16 protein-coding genes and 1 pseudogene are annotated in these 18,252 nt (G+C 64.4%); 13 read left to right on the forward strand and 4 right to left on the reverse strand.

What is annotated here, in order from left to right; all coding sequences use genetic code 11:
- Window positions 1–94: 94 nt before the first annotated feature.
- The 7 genes and pseudogenes from ACOJCM_RS08335 to ACOJCM_RS08365 all read left to right on the forward strand — a co-directional run bounded on the left by ACOJCM_RS08335 (window position 95) and on the right by ACOJCM_RS08365 (window position 5,131).
- Entirely contained in the window at window positions 95–1,411 is a 1,317-nt protein-coding gene (locus ACOJCM_RS08335) for a putative bifunctional diguanylate cyclase/phosphodiesterase (RefSeq protein WP_445211597.1), read from the forward strand.
- A 70-nt stretch (window positions 1,412–1,481) separates the two neighbouring features.
- Entirely contained in the window at window positions 1,482–1,679 is a 198-nt protein-coding gene (locus ACOJCM_RS08340) for a tautomerase family protein (protein ID WP_445211598.1), read from the forward strand.
- Window positions 1,680–1,693: 14 nt separating this feature from the next.
- Complete coding sequence (locus tag ACOJCM_RS08345) at window positions 1,694–2,467, forward strand: creatininase family protein (protein ID WP_445211599.1); 774 nt, start codon at window positions 1,694–1,696, stop codon at window positions 2,465–2,467.
- A gap of 362 nt (window positions 2,468–2,829) precedes the next feature.
- Window positions 2,830–3,348: a hypothetical protein gene (locus ACOJCM_RS08350; RefSeq protein WP_445211600.1), complete on the forward strand. Its 519-nt coding sequence runs from the start codon at window positions 2,830–2,832 to the stop codon at window positions 3,346–3,348.
- A gap of 62 nt (window positions 3,349–3,410) precedes the next feature.
- Entirely contained in the window at window positions 3,411–3,848 is a 438-nt protein-coding gene (locus ACOJCM_RS08355; protein ID WP_445211601.1) for a phage holin family protein, read from the forward strand.
- Window positions 3,845–3,988 (forward strand): annotated as a pseudogene (locus ACOJCM_RS08360) (DUF3618 domain-containing protein); the annotation flags it as partial. The gene ACOJCM_RS08355 and the pseudogene ACOJCM_RS08360, both read left to right, overlap by 4 nt.
- Window positions 3,989–4,057: 69 nt before the next feature.
- The gene (locus ACOJCM_RS08365) at window positions 4,058–5,131 is read left to right on the forward strand and encodes a hypothetical protein (RefSeq protein WP_445212076.1); all 1,074 of its coding nucleotides are present in this window, start codon (window positions 4,058–4,060) and stop codon (window positions 5,129–5,131) included.
- Between the two features lie 61 nt (window positions 5,132–5,192).
- Here ACOJCM_RS08365 and ACOJCM_RS08370 read toward each other — a convergent pair whose 3' ends face one another.
- Window positions 5,193–5,915 (reverse strand): YebC/PmpR family DNA-binding transcriptional regulator, encoded by a 723-nt coding sequence (locus tag ACOJCM_RS08370; protein WP_445211602.1) that lies wholly within the window; start codon window positions 5,913–5,915, stop codon window positions 5,193–5,195.
- Window positions 5,916–6,060: 145 nt separating this feature from the next.
- On the opposite strand from ACOJCM_RS08370, the gene ACOJCM_RS08375 reads away from it, so the two are divergent.
- On the forward strand, window positions 6,061–7,254 hold the full coding sequence (locus ACOJCM_RS08375) for a M24 family metallopeptidase (RefSeq protein WP_445211603.1): 1,194 nt from the start codon (window positions 6,061–6,063) through the stop codon (window positions 7,252–7,254).
- 87 nt (window positions 7,255–7,341) lie between these two features.
- On the forward strand, window positions 7,342–7,563 hold the full coding sequence (locus ACOJCM_RS08380; RefSeq protein WP_445211604.1) for a hypothetical protein: 222 nt from the start codon (window positions 7,342–7,344) through the stop codon (window positions 7,561–7,563).
- A gap of 41 nt (window positions 7,564–7,604) precedes the next feature.
- Here ACOJCM_RS08380 and ACOJCM_RS08385 read toward each other — a convergent pair whose 3' ends face one another.
- The gene (locus tag ACOJCM_RS08385) at window positions 7,605–8,234 is read right to left on the reverse strand and encodes a glutathione S-transferase family protein (RefSeq protein ID WP_445211605.1); all 630 of its coding nucleotides are present in this window, start codon (window positions 8,232–8,234) and stop codon (window positions 7,605–7,607) included.
- Window positions 8,235–8,310: 76 nt separating this feature from the next.
- A complete protein-coding gene (gene soxR / locus ACOJCM_RS08390; protein WP_445211606.1) occupies window positions 8,311–8,823 on the reverse strand; it encodes a redox-sensitive transcriptional activator SoxR in 513 nt (170 codons plus the stop codon).
- A 248-nt stretch (window positions 8,824–9,071) separates the two neighbouring features.
- Here soxR and ACOJCM_RS08395 point away from each other — a divergent pair, with 248 nt between their 5' ends.
- Window positions 9,072–10,976, forward strand: a complete 1,905-nt coding sequence (locus ACOJCM_RS08395; protein WP_445211607.1) for an ABC transporter ATP-binding protein — start codon at window positions 9,072–9,074, stop codon at window positions 10,974–10,976.
- Window positions 10,977–10,988: 12 nt separating this feature from the next.
- Here ACOJCM_RS08395 and ACOJCM_RS08400 read toward each other — a convergent pair whose 3' ends face one another.
- Window positions 10,989–11,963, reverse strand: coding sequence for a LysR substrate-binding domain-containing protein (locus tag ACOJCM_RS08400; protein WP_445211608.1), 975 nt, complete (start codon window positions 11,961–11,963; stop codon window positions 10,989–10,991).
- 355 nt (window positions 11,964–12,318) lie between these two features.
- On the opposite strand from ACOJCM_RS08400, the gene ACOJCM_RS08405 reads away from it, so the two are divergent.
- The 3 genes from ACOJCM_RS08405 to ACOJCM_RS08415 all read left to right on the forward strand — a co-directional run bounded on the left by ACOJCM_RS08405 (window position 12,319) and on the right by ACOJCM_RS08415 (window position 18,189).
- Window positions 12,319–13,488, forward strand: a complete 1,170-nt coding sequence (locus ACOJCM_RS08405; RefSeq protein ID WP_445212066.1) for an efflux RND transporter periplasmic adaptor subunit — start codon at window positions 12,319–12,321, stop codon at window positions 13,486–13,488.
- Between the two features lie 86 nt (window positions 13,489–13,574).
- Window positions 13,575–16,748 (forward strand): efflux RND transporter permease subunit, encoded by a 3,174-nt coding sequence (locus ACOJCM_RS08410; protein ID WP_445211609.1) that lies wholly within the window; start codon window positions 13,575–13,577, stop codon window positions 16,746–16,748.
- The gene (locus ACOJCM_RS08415) at window positions 16,741–18,189 is read left to right on the forward strand and encodes an efflux transporter outer membrane subunit (protein WP_445211610.1); all 1,449 of its coding nucleotides are present in this window, start codon (window positions 16,741–16,743) and stop codon (window positions 18,187–18,189) included. The genes ACOJCM_RS08410 and ACOJCM_RS08415 overlap by 8 nt, the downstream gene beginning before the upstream one ends.
- The last annotated feature ends 63 nt before the right edge of the window (window positions 18,190–18,252 follow it).

The raw sequence follows: 18,252 nt of genomic DNA on the forward strand, positions 1-18,252 counted from the left end.
GATAACGGCCTGGCGTGAATTCAGTCGATTCAAGGGACCACTCGAATCAACCCTTGCGATAGGGTCTATAGCTTCATGTGGGGAAGGGAGTCTCATGCGCCAGCTCGTCTTTCACAGCCGATCTCAGGGTTCGGCCGGCTCGGCCCGGCATGATGATGTCACTGGCCTGGCCACTCGACGTCAGGGCGAGCGCCAGTTGGCTGCGTCTCTGGTGCAGGCCGCTGCGCAGGACAAGCGCGTGGCCATTCTGCATATCGACATCGATCGGCTGAAGGAGGTCAACCATTCTCTCGGTCGCCCTATCGGCGATGCCTGCCTGAGACGGATGGCGGAACGCATCAGCGATGCCCTCGGCCACCAGGGCAGTGTATGCCGGATGGACAGCGACGAGATGATGGCCGAGCTGCCTGGCGTAACGAGCATGGACGACGTCATTCCCGTCATCGAGCGTCTCCTGGCACGCACCCGTCGGCCGCTCGAGCTGTCTGGGCAAACCCTCTTGGCCAGTTGCTGTATCGGTGTCGCCCTGTATCCCGACCACGGCACCACGGTCACCGAGCTGATGCGCCATGCCAACCTGGCCAGGCGCAGGGCCCAAGCGCGGGGAAGCGCCCAATACTGCGTCTTCTCGCCGGACCTTCTCGATGAAGGCCCCGACCGCATCCAACTGCGTTGTGACCTCCGCGACGTGCTGGTTCGGCGCGAAATGGCGCTTGTCTACCGACCGCTGCTCTGCGCCCGCAGCGGCCAGGTCGTGGCGATATCGGCCCAGCCGCGCTGGCATTCGCCCCGTTTTGGTGTGCTGGAGGTGGCCAAGTGGCTTCCCGCCGCCCGGGATAACGGCCAGCTGGCGGATATCTGCCACTGGGTGCTGGCGAATGCCTGCCGCCATGCCCGGTCCTGGCATGAAGCCGGCTCGGGGCTGAGAGTGGTCGTCAGCGTGCCGGCAGAGGGCATGGCGGGCGATCTCCTGGTCGAGCGTGTCGGCGAGGCCCTCGCCCAGAGCCAACTGCCGGCGGGACTTCTCGAGATCGAGCTGACCGAGGGCGGCCTGATGCGCGATCCTCACCATGCGATTGGCGTACTCGAACGACTCAAGGTGATGGGGGTGCGGCTCGCTATCGACGGTTTCGGCAGCGGGCACTCAAGCCTCGGCCATCTCAGCCTGTTTCCCATCGATACGCTCAAGCTCGATGCGCTGTTCGTCAATCATTGCCTCGACAACCCGCGTCATCAGGCCATCATTCGCTCCGTCATCGGCATGGCGCACGAACTCGAGATCAACGTGGCGGCGAGCGGCGTCAGTTCGCGCCAGCAGGCCGACTTCCTGCGCCAGCAGGAGTGTGACCTGCTGCAGGGCAGCTTATGGTCACGCATGGAGTACAGCGAACCGGTACCGCAGCCCGACTAGTTGCAGTTGCGGTAGCGCCGCTTTGGGTCGAACATGAGCCTTTTCTTGCCATGTACCGACAGGAGCCGACATGCCCATTGTGACCGTCCAGCAGTTCCCGCGTGACCTGGCGCAGAAGCGCGAGCTGGCGCGCCGCATCACCCAAGCCTTCGTCGAGGTGTATGAGGTCCCCGCCGAGAGCGTGCAGGTGTTCTTCAGCGAGGTGAACGGCGAGAACTGGGCCAAGGCGGGCACGATGGGCTGCGACCGCAATCGCGGCCAGGGCTGACCAGGAGAGGCGACATGCGGCTGCAACATGCTACCTGGCAGGAGGTCGAGGCCTACCTGCAACGCGAAACCGGCATCATCGTGCCGATCGGCTCCACCGAGCAACATGGGCCCAACGGCCTGCTGGGCACCGATGCCATCTGTCCCGAAACCATCGCCTGGGCGCTCGGAGAACGTTACGGCGTCCTGGTGGCTCCCACCCAGAACCTGGGTATGGCTCAGCACCACCTGGCCTTTCCCGGCACCATCAGCTTGCGTCCCAGTACGCTTGTCGCCGTTCTGAGGGATACCGTCACGTCGCTCGCGCGGCATGGCTTCACCCATGTCTTCTTCCTCAACGGACACGGCGGCAACATAGGCACCATGAGCGCGGCCTTTGCCGAAATCTACACCGAGCGCAGCATGCGTTTCGGCTCCCAGCCTGCCGGTGAGCTGCACCTTACCGCTAATAACTGGTTTGCCGGACCACGGGTACGCGAGTTGGCCGAATCGCTCTACGGCGATGTCGAGGGCACCCATGCCACCGCCTCTGAGGTGTCGCTTTCCTGGTTTGCCCGTCCCGAGGCGATCAAGCACGTAGACATGTCGCCGCGTATCGCTCCTCGCGGCAGCGCCCAGTGCGACGCCGACGAGTTCCGCCGTCGCTTCCCCGACGGTCGCATGGGGTCGGACCCGAGCCTGGCCAGCGAGGAGCACGGCGAGCGCCTCTTCGAGGCCGGCATAGCCGACGTATGGGAGGCCTATCGGGCATTTACAGGAGCCGCCCCTGGATGCCGCCGAGATCCGTGAGCTGCTCGATGGCCTGGTGAAAGCGGTGCAGTAAGTGTGCTCTTTCGGCCTGAAGAAACCTCATGGTCTTGAGCCTGTGCGGTTTCATGGGTTTAGTCGTAGTAAAGCAGGATTCGATACCTGAGCGGGTCATCAAGAAACATGGCTCGATTGCGTATCTTTCTGTTGGTCTAAATGAGGCAAATCGTTACCTAATTTTTATTTTTTGCAGCGTTTTAACTCTTTTCAAGTGAAGCGGCCGCCCTGCATTGACAGCGGGGGCATGGGGACTATTTTTCGAGTGTTAGCCAAAAATTCATGAATGGGTAAGTCACGCTGGTATTGGCGTGCTTTGTTAGAAGGCGAAACAAGGAGGTGGCGTAATGAGCGATACCCATAGCCGCGACAATTCCGGAACCGCGAGCTCTGCGAACTCCGGTGCCAGCGGCGGCCGCGATCACGGACTGAACCGTGAGGAGATCAAGCGAGAGGCGAGCGAAGCCAAGGATGAGCTGCGGGATGCCGCACGCCAGCAGGCCGAGAGCCTGCTCGACCGGCAGAAAGCCGCGGCGGCTGACCAAGCGGAAAGAGTCTCGACGGTACTGCATAAGATGGCCGACGAGTTCGACAAGCAGGAACAGCCCTATTTCTCCGGTTGCGTCAACGAATTGGCTAAGCGCTCTGATGCTTTCTCGCAGACCCTGCGAGAGCGTGATCTTTCCACACTGATGGAGCAGACCCGCTATTACAGCCGTCAGCACCCGGCTGTGTTCTTCGGGGGGGCGGTTGCTGCAGGCTTCATGCTATCCCGCTTCTTGCGTAGCTCCAACCAAGGCGAATCCTCGCGCTACAACCAGGGTGACTCGTCGCGCTACAACCAGGGCAATTCGTCGCGCTACTGAGTGTACAGAGACACGCCGTTGAAGTTTGCCAAAGTCGGTAACGCTAAGGGAGGCATAATCTCATGGAAGCGGATAACAGAATCAGGACGGAAAGTGCTTCGATCGGCTCGCTGTTCACTGAATTGGCCCGTGAAGTGACGGCCCTGGTGCGCAAGGAGTCCGAGCTGGCCAAGGTCGAGATGAGCGAGAAGACCAGCCAGATGTTGACAGCCATTGCCTCTATCGCCACGGCCGGAGCAGTGCTGTTCAGCGGTTTTCTTGTACTTCTAGCGGCTGCGGTCTTTGGTCTCAATACTGTACTTCCTCCGGAAACGACACCTTGGCTCTCCGCCCTGATCGTGGGCGTTGTGGTTGTCGTGATCGGCTTCATTATGCTGCAGGCAGGGCGCAATAAGCTCAAGAAGGAGAGCCTGATGCCGACGCGCACCATGGCCAGCTTGCGTCGTGACAAGGAGCTGACCCAAGAGCATGAAGAGGCAGTCAAGGAGGAGCTTAAATGAGCCAGCAGGATGACCGGCGCACATCGGACGAGATCGAACACGAGATTCATCAAACGCGGGCGCGTCTTGATGAAACCCTTCACGAAATCGAAGAGAGATTCTCTCCCCAAAAGCTTATGAATACTACCTATGATTACCTACGTCACGGCGGGGCCGAAAATGCTCTCACTTCAATTGGTAGAGCGATACGTGAAAATCCCCTACCCGTCATGGTGACCGGCATCGGCCTGGGTTGGCTGCTTCTGGCGCAGCGCAATTCGCACCACGACTACGGATCGGATACGGCCTACCAAGGGGGTTACCCGGGCAGCACCATGCCGAGCACTCGCATGCCCAATGGGGATGACATGCCAGGTAGCGGTAGCCGCGAAACCTTCAGCGGGGCAGGCACCACGACCCTGGGCCATGATCCGGCGGCGCTGGGCGCAACGACTCAGCACGGCGACGAAGCGCATGGCCACGGAGGTGGCATGACCCAGAAGGCACAGCAGATGGCCAGCAGCATGAAAGAGCGCGCCCAGCACATGGGAAGCCAAGTGCGTGAGCGCGCCCAGCACGTCAGCGGCCAGATGCGCGAGCGCACCCAGCACATGGGCGATCGGATGCACTCCCAGCAAGGTGGGCAGTCCATGACCCATCGCGCACGCGAAGCCGGCTCCCAAGCCAGCCACTTCGTACAGGATCATCCGCTCGTTGCGGGTGCGCTGGGCGTTGCCGTGGGGGCGGTGCTGGGCAGCCTGTTCTCGCCGACCCGTATGGAAAACCGCCATCTGGGTGAAATACGCAACCGAGCCATGCACCGCGCCGAAGAGGCCGGCCATGAACAGCTCGAACGTGCCGAGGAGAAGATCCACGAGACTGCCGAGCGGGTCAAGGAGGAGGCGCGTTCGACGCAGACCTCGAATGCGTCTTCGTCGAGCCGCTCCAGCACCTCATCGACGAGCGGTTCGCCCATGAGCAGCTCGACCACAAGCGGTTCGCCGTCCAGCGGTTCCCCCATGAGCGGCTCGACCGCAAGCGGTTCGGCGTCCAGCGGTTCGTCCATGAGCGGTTCGCCGTCCAGCGGTTCGCCCATGAGCGGCTCGAACACGAGCGGTTCGTCGTCGAATGCTTCCAGCTATGTGGAGAACCCCTCCAGCGAGGAGCGTTATGCCAAGGCAGGCGCTACCGATTCGGGCAATACGCAGAAGCCCGGTAGCGAAGCGGCCAGGAAGGGCGGCTCCAACACGCCCGGCTCCAAGCCGCCGAACGGTGGCTCATCATCGCCCACCAAGGGCCGTTGAACCCTCTCGAGTCCAACCCAGGAATGCGCCGCGCCGGAGAAATCCGGCGCGGCGCGCTGCGTCAGGATGCCACTTCGGCGTTGTGAAAGACGTTCTGTACGTCGTCCAGATCGTTGAGGGCGTCGAGCAGCTTTTCGAACATGGCGACATCGTCGCCCTCGATCGTGGTGGTGGTCTGAGGCACGAACTGGATCTCGTCGACCTCGAACTCGATCTCACCGAAGGCGTCGATCAGCGCCTGCTTGGTCTTCGCATACTCGGTGTGCGGGGCGAAGACCGTGATGCGACCTTCTTCGTTCTCGATGTCGGTCACATCGACATCGGCTTCCATCAGCGCTTCCAGCGTCGCTTCCTCGTCACTGCCGGCGAAGGAGAGGATGGCGCAGTGGTCAAACAGGTGGCTGACGCTGCCCGGGGTACCGAGCTTGCTCTTGGCCTTGTTGAAGCAGGCGCGCACGTCGCCGAAGGTGCGATTGGGATTGTCGGTGAGACAATCGACGATGATCATGCAATTGCCCGGGCCGAAGCCCTCGTAGCGGGCCGGCGAGTAGTCCTCTCCGCCTACGCCGCTGGCCTTGTCCAGCGCCTTCTCGATCACGTGGCTGGGCACCTGGTCCTTCTTGGCGCGCTCCATCAGCCCGCGCAGCGCCAGGTTGCCGTTGGGGTCGGTGCCGCCCTGCTTGGCGCAAACGTAGATCTCGCGTCCGTACTTGCTGTACACCTTGGTCTTGGCGGCGGCCGTCTTGGCCATGGATTCCTTGCGGTTCTGAAAGGCCCTGCCCATAACGTTGTCCTGTCGAATCGGATACGAGGCTGGATTCTACGAAACCGGCCACTCTCGGAACAGCCCTATTTCGTCCCGGCTTTCGCTGACATGATGCGCGTCATGGCTACACTGACCGGCAGGTTCCCCTTTGCCGGAGGCCATCATGGATCACCACCAGTACCGCCACGCCCTGGCGGCAAAGCTCGAGGCCAGCGAGCTGGCTTTTCCCCTCAGCGAATTCGATGCCCGCCTGGCCCGTGTGCGTGGCGCCATGAGCGAGGCCGGCCTGGATGCCCTGCTGCTGACCGACCCTGCCGACATCTACTACCTGACCGGCTACAACACCTTCGAGGTGTCGGTGCATACCTGTCTGGTCTGTTCGGCCGAGCGGCTGGTGCTTCAGGTACCCTCCATCGAGACCGGCCCGGCCGTGGTCACCGCGCGGGTCGATGAACTGCTGGGGTACCGCTGGGAGGGCATCGGCGAGGTGATCGAGCCCTTGGCCGAGACCCTGGCTCCCTTTCGCACCATTGGCCTGGATCTTTACGGGGCCGGGCTGCGACATGGCGTGCTGCGTGAGCTACAGGCGCGCCTGGGCGTCGAACGCTTCCGCGACGATGGCGGAGAGCTGCTCGACCGCATTCGCATCGTCAAGAGCGAGGCGGAGCTCGCCTGCCTGCGTGAGAGCGCCCGGATCACCTCGCTGGGCCTCAAGGCGGCCACGCGGGTCATCGCGGCAGGCATGACCGACGGCGATGTGGCCGCGGAAGGTGCGCGGGCCATGCTGGCGGCCGGCAGTGAATTCATGAGCATGCAGCCCATCGTCACGACGGGCCGGCGCATCAGCGTGATCCACCTGAACCACCAGCGTCACCGCATCGCCCCCGACGAGCCGGTGTTCCTCGAGTTCGGCGCCGCCTACCGGCGTTATACCGCGCCAATGATGAAGACCGCCGTGGCGGGTCGGGCCAGTGCCGAAATGCTGACGCTGCGCGATGCCTGCCGCGACGTCTTCGACGCGTTGACCGCAGCCATGCGACCCGGCGCCACCTTCGACGACGCTGCCCGCGCCGCATCGGCGGTGCTTGAACCCCATGCCGAGCGGCTGTTCTTCTCGGGCGTGTTCGGCTATGCCGTGGGCGCCCAGTTTCCGCCCAGCTGGGTCGAGGGCAGCGGCTATATCGCCCGAGGGCAGAGGCGCGAATTCGAGGCCGGCATGGTCTTCCATCTGCCGCTCTGCCTGCGCGTCCCGGGGCAGTGGGGCATCGGGCTCAGCGATACCGTGCGGGTCACGCCAAAGGGGGCTGAACCGCTTACCGACAACGACTGGCAGTTGACCGAGTGCGGCGCTTCCTGAGCCTGGCCGCCAGGTTCACTATACTGAGGTAAGCAAGGAGCGAGCCTGGCGGCTCGCAGTCGCCACCGCAACGGGAAGGAGAAGGTCATGACGCAGACCGTAACGGCAACCTATCAGGATCTCATGAAGGCCACCAATGCCTACGACGAACTGATTTCGCAAGGATTCCCGCGCGAGAAGCTCCATTTCGACAAGGAGGCCGGCCAGGTCAAGGTGATCGTTCCGGACGAGTCCAAGCCGGAAGCGGAGAAGATCCTCAGCCGCCATCAGCCGGACGATCTATGGGCCCGGCCCTTCGATACGCACTGACCCGCAACCACGGCTAGGGCGTGCCGGTGGCGTGCCCAGGCTCAGAGAGCGGCCTGGCGTTGACGTGCGATCTGGTCATCGAGCGTGCTGGCACGCCGATAAGCCTCCCTATCGCTGACACGGGCCCAGTAATCGGCAAAAGCGGGGCAGGGATCCAGCCCGCCGAACTGCAGCCCCCAGCCGATGTGCGCCCCGAGATAGACGTCAGCCGCGGTGAAGCGGGGGCCGGCGATGAAAGCGTTTTCGCTGACGGCCACTTCCAGTGTCTCCAGTACCGCTTCGATGGTGCCGTAGCCGACACGCCCCTGCTGGTCGACGTTGGGCTCCATGCCCAGGTCGCGGTCCGTCATGGCCGCCTCGAGCGGACCGGCCGCGAAGAACAGCCAGCGATAGTAGGCGTCGCGTTCGGCGAGGGGCGGAGCCAGGCCGGCATCGGGAAAGGCGTCGGCCAGGTAGGCGCAGATAGCGGCGCACTCGGTCACGACCGCGCTGCCGTGTCGTATGGCCGGCACCTTGCCCATGGGATTGATGGCCAGAAATTCCGGCGACTTCATGGCCGGGCCGAACTCGACGATTTCGGTGCGATAAGGCGCGCCGACTTCTTCCAGCATCCAGCGGGCGATTCGCCCGCGTGACTTGGGGTTCGTATAGAGAATCAGCGAATCGTTCATGGCGGGTCCCTCCAGGCGCGCTTAGCACAAGATAGCAGCTCCCGTCCTTAACGTAACTGAACGGTTAAACGATAGTTCAATCGGGGTCGAGCAGGCGCGGGCCTGCGCCTTCGTCTGCCAGGGTGTCCCCGGGGTTGCGTAGCGGACACTCCTCCATCGACAGGCAGCCGCAGCCGATACAGTGGTCGAGCTGGTCGCGCAGTTTTGTGAGCCGGCCGATCCGCTCGTCGAGCGCATGCCGCCAGCTCGCCGAGAGACGCTGCCAGTCGGCGGCGGTCGGTGCTCGCGACGCCGGCAGGGTATCGAAGGCGGCACGAATCTCGGCCAGGGTGATGCCGGTACGCTGGGCGACCTTGATGATCGCGACGCGGCGCAGCACGTCACGGGAGAAGCGACGCTGGTTGCCGGCGTTGCGCCGGCTCTTGATCAACCCCTTGGCCTCGTAGAAGTGGATGGCGGAAACGGCCAGACCGCTTCGCCTGGCGACCTCGCCGACGCTGAGGTCACGCGGGAGGGGAGCCGGCTTGCTGCGTGGCCGGGATATCTCTTCAGGAGATTTCAAAGTTTCGTCGGGTGTCTCGCATGTCATGATGCATGGCCTCGTTCGCCATTTCTTTACTTCTGCCCGGTTTTATAACAAGCGCTGATGAGGACTATCACCAAGATTGATTTCGTTCGCGTGAAGAAGGTTTGTATGGTGTCCTGCTTCCCTTACTTCATTAACGCTTGACCTCAATTTAAGTTCAGGTTTTAGCCTTCATCCTGTCAGTTCGCTTGAAAAGTCTAATAGGGTTTTCAGGAGAATAGATCTTAAGTTTCCTTGACGATGGAGTTGTCATGTTCCGCTACTTCGAGACATTGGTGAACCCCTACCCTTCGGGGCAGGCCGGAACGCCACCCAAGGGGCTGTTGGCCTTCATCCTGCACTTCTCGCGTCCGATGCTGCCGCTGCTGGCCATGCTGGCGCTGCTCACGGCATTGGTCTCGGCCGCCGAGGTCGTATTCTTCAGCTACATGGGCGAGTTGGTGGATTGGCTCTCCCGCGCGGAGCGCGAAGATTTCTTCGCCGAGTACGGTTGGCGCCTGGCCGGTATGGGGGCTCTGGTGGCGGTAGGCCTGCCGCTGCTGACGCTGATGCAGTCTCTGGTGATGCACCAGGGCATCTTCGGCAACTATCCGATGATCGGCCGCTGGCTGGCGCATCGGCACATGCTTGGCCAGAGCCTGGCCTTCTACCAGGACGAGTTCGCCGGGCGCGTCTCGCAGAAGGTGATGCAGACGGCACTGGCCATCCGCGAGACGGTCACCAAGCTGCTGGATCTGATGGTCTACGTGCTCGTCTACTTCGCTGGCGCCATGCTGCTTATGGGCCAGGCCGAGCCCTGGCTGATGCTTCCGCTGATGCTGTGGCTCGTCGGCTACGTGGCGATTCTCTGGCACTATGTGCCGCGGCTGCGCCGGGTTTCCATGGAGCAGGCCGATGCCCGAGCGATGATGACCGGCCGCATCGTCGACAGCTACAGCAACATCCAGACCATCAAGCTGTTCGCCGATACCCAGCGCGAGCAGGCCTACGCCCGCGAAGCCATGGAGCAGTTCATGGTCACGGTGCATCGCCAGATGCGCCTGGCCACGGGGCTCACCGTGAGCCTGACGCTGCTGAACTCGCTGCTGCTGGCCGGTGTGGCGGCCGTGGCCATCGGCGCCTGGTACCTGGAAGCCGTGTCGCTGGGCATCATTGCCGTCGCCATCGCCCTGGTAATGCGCATTCGCTTCATGTCCAACTGGATCCTGTGGGAAGTGGCGGGGCTGTTCGAGAACATCGGCACGGTACAGGACGGCATCAACACCATTGCTCGCGAACCCGCAGTGAAGGACTTGCCAGGAGCGGCGACGCTGCACGTACCGCGCGGCGAAATACGCTTCGAGGCGCTGCGCTTCGGCTATGCGCGCCCCGGTGATGAGGCAGAAGGCGAGAAGAAACGCGTCTTCGACGGCATGAGCCTGACCATCGAGCCGGGCGAGAAGGTCGGCCTGATCGGGCGCTCCGGCGCCGGCAAGTCGACCCTGGCCAACCTGCTGCTGCGCTTCTATGACCTGGAGGGCGGGCGCATCCTGATCGACGGGCAGGACATCGCCGAAGTGACCCAGGAGTCGCTGCGTCGCAAGATCGGCATGGTCACTCAGGATACCTCGCTGCTGCATCGTTCGGTGCGCGACAACATTCGCTATGGCAGCCCCGAGGCGACCGATGCCGAGGTGATGGAGGCCGTGCGCCGGGCCCATGCCGATACTTTCATCGACGAGCTGGTCGATCCGCAGGGACGCCGCGGCCTTGACGCGCATGTCGGCGAGCGAGGCGTCAAGCTCTCGGGCGGTCAGCGCCAGCGCATCGCCATCGCCAGGGTATTGCTCAAGAACGCGCCGATCCTGGTGCTCGACGAGGCCACCTCGGCGCTCGACTCCGAAGTCGAGGCGGCTATCCAGGAGCAGCTCGACGCGCTGATGGTGGGCAAGACGGTGATCGCCATTGCCCATCGGCTCTCCACCATCGCCATGCTCGACCGGCTGGTGGTGATCGACGAGGGACGCATCGTCGAGAGCGGCACCCACCAGGAGCTGCTGGCCCGCGACGGCCTCTACGCCTCGCTGTGGCGTCGCCAGTCGGGCGGCTTCCTGGGGCTGGATACCGAGGAAGAGGGAGAACGCAAGCATGACCGGCCGCTGGGGGTGGAAAGCTGAGCGAGTGCCGCCCTAGGCCAGCGCTTTCTCTTCCTCGGGCTCGGCGGCATGCACCGGTGGCTGCCAGGCATCGCTGGGAGCGCTCATCTGCATTTCCATGCGCGTGACCACGAAGTCGACGAAGGTTCGTACCTTGGGTGAGATCAGGCTGCCTCCCGGGAAGACGGCGTTCAGTTCGATCTCGGGGCCCTCCCAGCCCTCCAGGATGCGCCGTGGCCGCGTGGCTTCCGCACCGAGGCAGACGACGAATTCGTTGGCGAGCATGATGCCCTGTCCATCTTCAAGCATGCCACGCAGGGCGAAGGGGTCGTTGGCGATGGCCACCGGATCGACTTCCACTTCGACGGCTTCCTGGCTCGCGCTGTTGTACAGCTGCCAGACGTAGCGTTGACCGCGCTGGTCCATGGCCTTGGCCAGCACCGGGTGCGAGGCGAGGTCCGACGGGGCTCGGGGTTCGCCGTAGCGAGCGAGGTAGGCCTCGCTGGCATAGACGAACGAGCGAAAGCGGGCCAGGGGGCGCGCGACCAGGCTGGAGTCCGGCAGGGCTCCTACCCGCAGCGCCACGTCGATCTGGTTGGCAACCAGATCCAGGCGCTCATTGGAGAGCACCAGCTCGATGCGCACCTGGGGATGCAGCTGGCGGAAGTCGCGTATCAGTACCGAAGTGAACTCGGTGCACATGGTGAAGGGCGCCGTGACCCTGAGCCAGCCGCGAGGACTTTCCTCGAGCTGGTGCACGGCCTTTTCCGCCTCGCCCAGGTCGTGGGCGATGCGGTTGCAATAGTCGAAGTAGATCGAGCCCGCCTCGGTGAGGCTCAGCCTGCGGGTGGTGCGGTTTAGCAGCCGTGCTCCCAGGCGTTGTTCCAGAGTCTGCACCCGGCGGCTGACGGTGGTCTTGGAAAGGTGAAGCTGCTTGGCAGCGGCAATGAAACTGCCTTGCTCCACGACCTTGGCAAAGATCAGGGCGTCGTTGAGGTCTTGCAGCATGGTTGTTGTCCTGTGCCGTGCAAGCCATGTCGAGGGAGAAAGGAATTGCGAAGAAGACGAGAACGGCTGCACGGAAACTGTCCCGCCAATGGGACAGTATTTCCCTAACGACCCGACTAATCAAGTGACCGGTAACACTATATGGTGGCGTTCGGCAAAGTTTGCCGTTGTCGATTTATTACGCCGTCAAACGACACCAATAACGATAGGGAAGAAGAATTAAGAAAAATGAGTCGTTGGATGTACTTTGCCGGCGAATCAAGAACGACACAGCAAACCGCTAATGGGTATTTGGGAGAGGGAAAACATGAACGTCCACAAGATGTTCGCGATTCGAGAAGGCCGGCGAGCGCTCATGGTTACCGCCATGGTTGCCGGACTCATGGTGCTGGCGGGTTGCGATAGCCTGGCGGATGGCGACCAGGAGGAGGGGGCTCAGCAGGGTCCGCCACCGCCCCAGGTCAGCGTGGCCCAGGTGCTGGTCGAGGATGTAGAACTGTGGGATGCCTTCACCGGCCGCATCGAAGCGGTGGAGACGGTCGACCTGCGCCCGCGCGTCTCGGGCTACATCGATAGCGTCAACTACACCGAAGGGCAGGAGATCGAGAAGGGCGACGTGCTGTTCACCATCGACCCGCGCCCCTACCGCGCCGAACTGGAGCGGGCCGAGGCCGAGCTGCAGCGGGCCCGCGCCCGGGCCGAGCTGGCCCGCAGCGAGGCCGCTCGTGCCGAAGCGCTGGCGCAGAGCCGCTCGATCTCCAGGGAGGAGCTTGACCAGCGGCGGGCAGCGGCGGCCACGGCGGAAGCCGACATCCTCGCTGCCCAGGCCAGTGCCGAGACCGCCAGGCTCAACATGGCGTTCACCGAGGTCCGCGCACCCATTTCCGGGCGTGCTGGCAGGGCCCTGGTCACGGCGGGCAACCTCGTCTCCGAGGCCACGCCGCTGACCCGCCTCGTCGCCCTGGATCGCGTCCATGTGCATTTCCACAGTGACGAGCGGGCCTACCTGCACTACGACGCCCTGGCGCGCAGCGCCGGCCAGGCCAGCCTTCGCGATGGCGGCGTGCCGGTGCGTGTCGGCCTGGCCAGTGACGAGGGCTATCCCTACCGCGGCGTGGTCGACTTCGTCGACAACCGGCTCGATGCCGAGGCCGGCACCATCCTCACCCGGGCCGTGCTCGACAACAGCGAGGGGCGCTTCGCCCCCGGCATGTACGCCCGCGTGCAGCTGTTGGCGGGAAGCGCCGAAGATACCTTGCTGATCGATGACAAGGCAGTACTTACCGACCAGGATCGCAAGTACGTCTACGTGGTCGACGAAGAGGGCCGGGCCATGCGTCGCGACGTGCAACTCGGGCGCAAGGTCGAAGGGCTGAGGGTGGTGACGGCCGGCCTCGAGCCGAGCGATCAGGTGGTGGTGAGCGGTGCCCAGCGCATCTTCTTCCCGGGCATGCCGGTAGCGGCGGAGAGCGTCGATATGCGCGGCTCGGGTAGCACGGCCGGCGAGTATGCCGCGATGCGCTGAGCGAATCCGACTCCAAGGATAACCATAACCCCTGAACGACGTGTTCGGGGCGGACTTCACCGTCCGCCCCGGAAGGGAGTCTTGTCATGAATTTCGCCAAGTTCTTCGTCGACCGGCCGATCTTCGCCGCGGTGCTGTCGATCCTTATCTTCATTGCCGGGGCGATTACCATCCCGCTGCTGCCGGTCAGTGAATACCCCGACGTGGTGCCGCCGACCGTGCAGGTACGGGCGGTCTATCCTGGCGCCAACCCCAAGGAAATTGCCGACACGGTGGCCACGCCGCTGGAGGAGGCGATCACCGGGGTCGAGAATCTGATGTACATGAAGTCGGTGGCCGGCTCCGACGGGGTACTGGCGATGACGCTGACCTTCCACCCCGGTACCGACCCGGACGAGGCCCAGGTGCAGGTGCAGAATCGGGTCAGCCAGGCGCTGGCGCGGTTGCCCGAGGCGGTACGCCGCCAGGGGGTGACCACCGACAAGCAGTCGCCCGATCTGACCATGGTGCCGCAGCTGATCTCGCCCGATGGCCGCTATGACAGTACCTACTTGCGCAACTACGCGGCACTGCACGTGCGTGACGAACTGGCCCGGCTGCCCGGCGTGGGCCAGGCGATGCTGTTCGGCGCTGGTGACTATGCCATGCGCGTGTGGATCGACCCCGACCGCGCCGCTGCCCGAGGCTTGACGGCCGGCGACGTACTCGCGGCGATCCGTGAGCAGAACGTGCAGGTCTCGGCCGGCCAGCTCGGCGCGCCACCCACTCCGTCCACCTCCGATTTCCTCGTCTCGATCAACGCCCAGGGGCGCCTGACCACCGAGGAAGAATTCGGTGACATCGTGGTCAAGGCCGGCAGCGACGGCCAGATCACCTATCTCTCCGACGTGGCGCGCATCGAGCTCGGCGCCGCCGAGTATTCGCTGCGCGCGCTGCTCGACAACCAGCAGGCGGTGGCCATCGGCATCTTTCAGGCGCCCGGCTCCAACGCCATTGCGCTCTCCGATGCGGTTCGCGACAAGATGGAAGAGCTGGCCGAACGCTTCCCCGATGGGGTGGAGTACGAGATCGTCTACGACCCCACGGTGTTCGTGCGCGACTCCATCGAGTCGGTGATCAAGACCCTGCTCGAGGCGGTGCTGCTGGTGGTGCTGGTGGTCACGCTGTTCCTGCAGACCTGGCGTGCCTCGGTGATTCCGCTGCTGGCGGTGCCGGTATCAATCGTGGGTACCTTCGCCGTGCTCTACCTGCTCGGCTTCTCGATCAATACCCTGACCCTGTTCGGCCTGGTGCTGGCCATCGGGATCGTGGTCGACGACGCCATCGTGGTGGTGGAGAACGTCGAGCGTAACATCGAGGAGGGGCTGGCTCCGCTGGCGGCGGCTCACCAGGCCATGCGCGAGGTGAGCGGGCCGATCATCGCTATTTCGGTGGTGCTGTGCGCGGTGTTCGTGCCGATGGCTTTTCTCGAGGGCGTCACAGGGCAGTTCTACCGCCAGTTTGCGGTGACCATCGCCATCTCCACGGTCATCTCGGCGATCAACTCGCTGTCATTGTCGCCGGCGCTCGCGGCAATGCTGCTCAAGCCCCACGATGCACCGAAGGACCGGCTGTCGCGACTGATCGATTTGCTGTTCGGTTGGGTGTTTCGTCCCTTCAACCGCTTCTTCAATGCCAGCTCCAAGGGTTACCAGAACGGCGTGGCGCGCAGCCTTCGCCGGCGCGGCGCGGTGTTCGCCGTCTATGCGCTGTTGCTGGCGGGCACCGGCGTGATGTTCCAGCTGGTGCCGGGCGGCTTCATTCCCACCCAGGACAAGATGTACCTGATCGGCGGGGCCAAGCTGCCCGAAGGCGCCTCGCTCGACCGCACCGAGGCGGTGATCCGGCACATGACAGACCTGGCGCTGGAGACCGAAGGGGTAAGTTCGGCGGTGGCCTTCCCCGGGCTCAACCCGCTGCAGTTCACCAATACCCCCAACACCGGCACGGTATTCTTCGGTCTCGATCCGTTCGAGGTGCGTTCGCGCAGCGCCGAAGAGATCGTCGGCGAGCTCAACGGCAAGCTGGGTGCCATGCAGGAGGCGTTCAGCTTCGCTTTCACCCCGCCGGCCATCCTCGGTATCGGCTCGGGCTCGGGTTTCTCGCTGTTCGTGCAGGATCGTGCCGGGCTCGGCTACGGCGAGCTGCAACAGGCCGTGGATGACTTCAGCGGCGCGCTGATGCAGGCGCCGGGAATGGGCTACCCGATCACGTCGTACCAATCCAACGTGCCGCAGCTCGACCTGCACGTCGACCGGGTCAAGGCCAAGACCCAGGGCGTGGCGCTGACCGACCTGTTCGAGACCCTGCAGGTCTACCTTGGCTCGGTCTATGTCAACGACTTCAACCGGTTCGGCCGCACCTGGCAGGTCATCGCCCAGGCCGATGGCGACTACCGCCTGGACGTGGCCAACATCGAACGCCTGCGTACCCGCAACGCCTATGGCGAGATGGTGCCGATCGGCAGCATGATCCGCGTCGACCAGTCCTTCGGCCCCGACCCGGTGATCCGTTACAACGGCTACCCGGCGGCCGACCTGATGGGCGAGGCCGACCCGCGCGTCCTGTCCTCGAGCCAGGCGATCGACGTGGTCGAACACCTCGCTCCGGCCGTGCTTCCCGCCGGCATGACGTTCGAATGGACCGACCTGAGCTACCAACAGGTCAACCAGGGCGGGGCGGCGCTGGTGGTGTTCCCGCTCGCCATCCTGCTGGTGTTCCTGGCGCTGGCTGCGCTCTACGAGAGCTGGACGCTGCCGCTGGCCGTCATCTTGATCGTGCCGATGTGCATGCTCTCGGCGCTGATCGGCGTGAAGCTCACCGGCGGAGACAACAATATTTTCGTCCAGGTCGGTCTGGTGGTGCTGATCGGCCTGGCGTGCAAGAACGCCATTTTGATCGTCGAGTTCGCCCGCGAGCTGGAGATGCAGGGCCGTGGCATCGTCGAGGCGGCGCTGGAAGCGTGCCGCCTGCGGCTGCGTCCGATCATCATGACCTCGATCACCTTCACTGCGGCGGTGGTGCCGTTGATGCTGGCCGGGGGCGCTGGCGCCGAGGTGCGCCAGGCGCTGGGCACGGCGGTGTTTGCCGGCATGCTTGGCGTGACCTTGTTCGGCCTGTTCCTGACCCCGGTGTTCTATGTCGCCCTGCGCAAGCTGGCCACGCGCGGCCGGGCCGAACCCGCGGAAGCGCTGCCCACGGAGAGCTCCTATCATGCGTAATTTGCTACTATTGCCGCTGATCCTGGCACTGGCCGCCTGTGCGGTGGGACCCGACTACCGTGCGCCGGCTCTTCCCGAACCCGCCGCCCTGGTACGTGCCGAACCGGACCTCGTCACCACGCAAGCCGCTGAGCGGGAGTTCTGGCGCAGTTTCGACGATGCGCTGCTGAGCGAGCTGGTCGAGGAGGCCTTCGAGGCCAACCACGACCTGCGCATTGCCTTGGCACGCCACGACCGCAGCCTGGCGCTGCTGCGCCAGTCGCGCCGCGAGCTGGCGCCCAGCGTCACCGCCCAGGCGGGTGCCGCCCATCAGCGTGCCAGCGCCGACCAGATGCCCGAAGCCACGCGTTCGCAGCGCGATTTCGAGAGCTTTGATGCCGGCGTCGCGGCGCTGTGGGAACTCGACTTCTTCGGTCGTGTACGGCGCGCCGTGGAATCCCAGCAGGCCGAGGCGGAAGCCTCCGCCGCCGATGTGCGCGCGATGCAGGTGGTCGTCGTCGGTGAACTGGTCGACCAGTACGTGCGCCTGCGCGGCCTGCAGGAACAGCTGCGCGTGGCCCGAGCCAACGCCGACAACCAGCGCGAATCGCTGGCGTTGGTCGATGCAAGGCTAGAGGCGGGGCGCGGCACCGAATTCGACAGCGTACGCGCCCGGGCGCAGCTGGAAAGCACGCTCTCGCGCATTCCAACGCTGGAAGGGGAGATCGCCGCCATCACCCATCGCCTGGCGGTACTGACCGGCCGTGAGCCCGCGGCGTTGATCGCCCGGTTGGAGGCGCCCGCGCCGCTACCGGTACTGCACGAGAAGGTGGCTACCGGGTTGCCTGGTGAGCTACTGCGTCGACGGCCCGATATCGCCGCGGCGGAGCGGCGGCTGCACGCCGCCACCGCCAGCATCGGCGTGGCGACTGCCGACCTCTACCCACGCTTCACCCTGAACGGCCTGCTCGGTACCCAGGCCGCCAGCACCGGCGATCTCTTCGGCCGCGACAGCGAGACCCGCCTGGTGGCGCTGGGGGTGGATTGGTCGTTCCTCGACCGCGGCCGGGTCCGGGCGCGCATGGCGGCGGCCGATGCTGATGCCGAAGCCAACCTGGCGCGCTATGAGCAGACCGTGCTGCAGGCGCTTGAGGAGGCCGAGACGGCGTTTGCCCGCTACGCCAAGGCGCTGCTCGAGCGCGAGCATCTGCAAGCGGCCGCTGAGGCCAGCGCCGAGGCGGCCCGCCAGGCACGGGTGCGTTTCGAGGTCGGGGTGATCGATTTCCTCGAGGTGATCGACGCCGAGCGCTCGCGACTGGAAGCCGAGGATGGCCTGGTGCAGAGCAGCGTGCGTGCCGCCACCGCGCTGGTGGGACTTTACCGGGCGTTGGCCGGCGGCTGGGAGGAGCGCATGGATGAGCCCCGGCAGGCGGCGACCGAACCCACGCTTTCGTCTTCCTAGCGGGGGCGGACCAGGCTACCGCACGCCTGGGTGATGTGCTGGCATGGCGCCACGTGCCGTGCC

The organism is Billgrantia hypersalina (assembly GCF_052584175.1).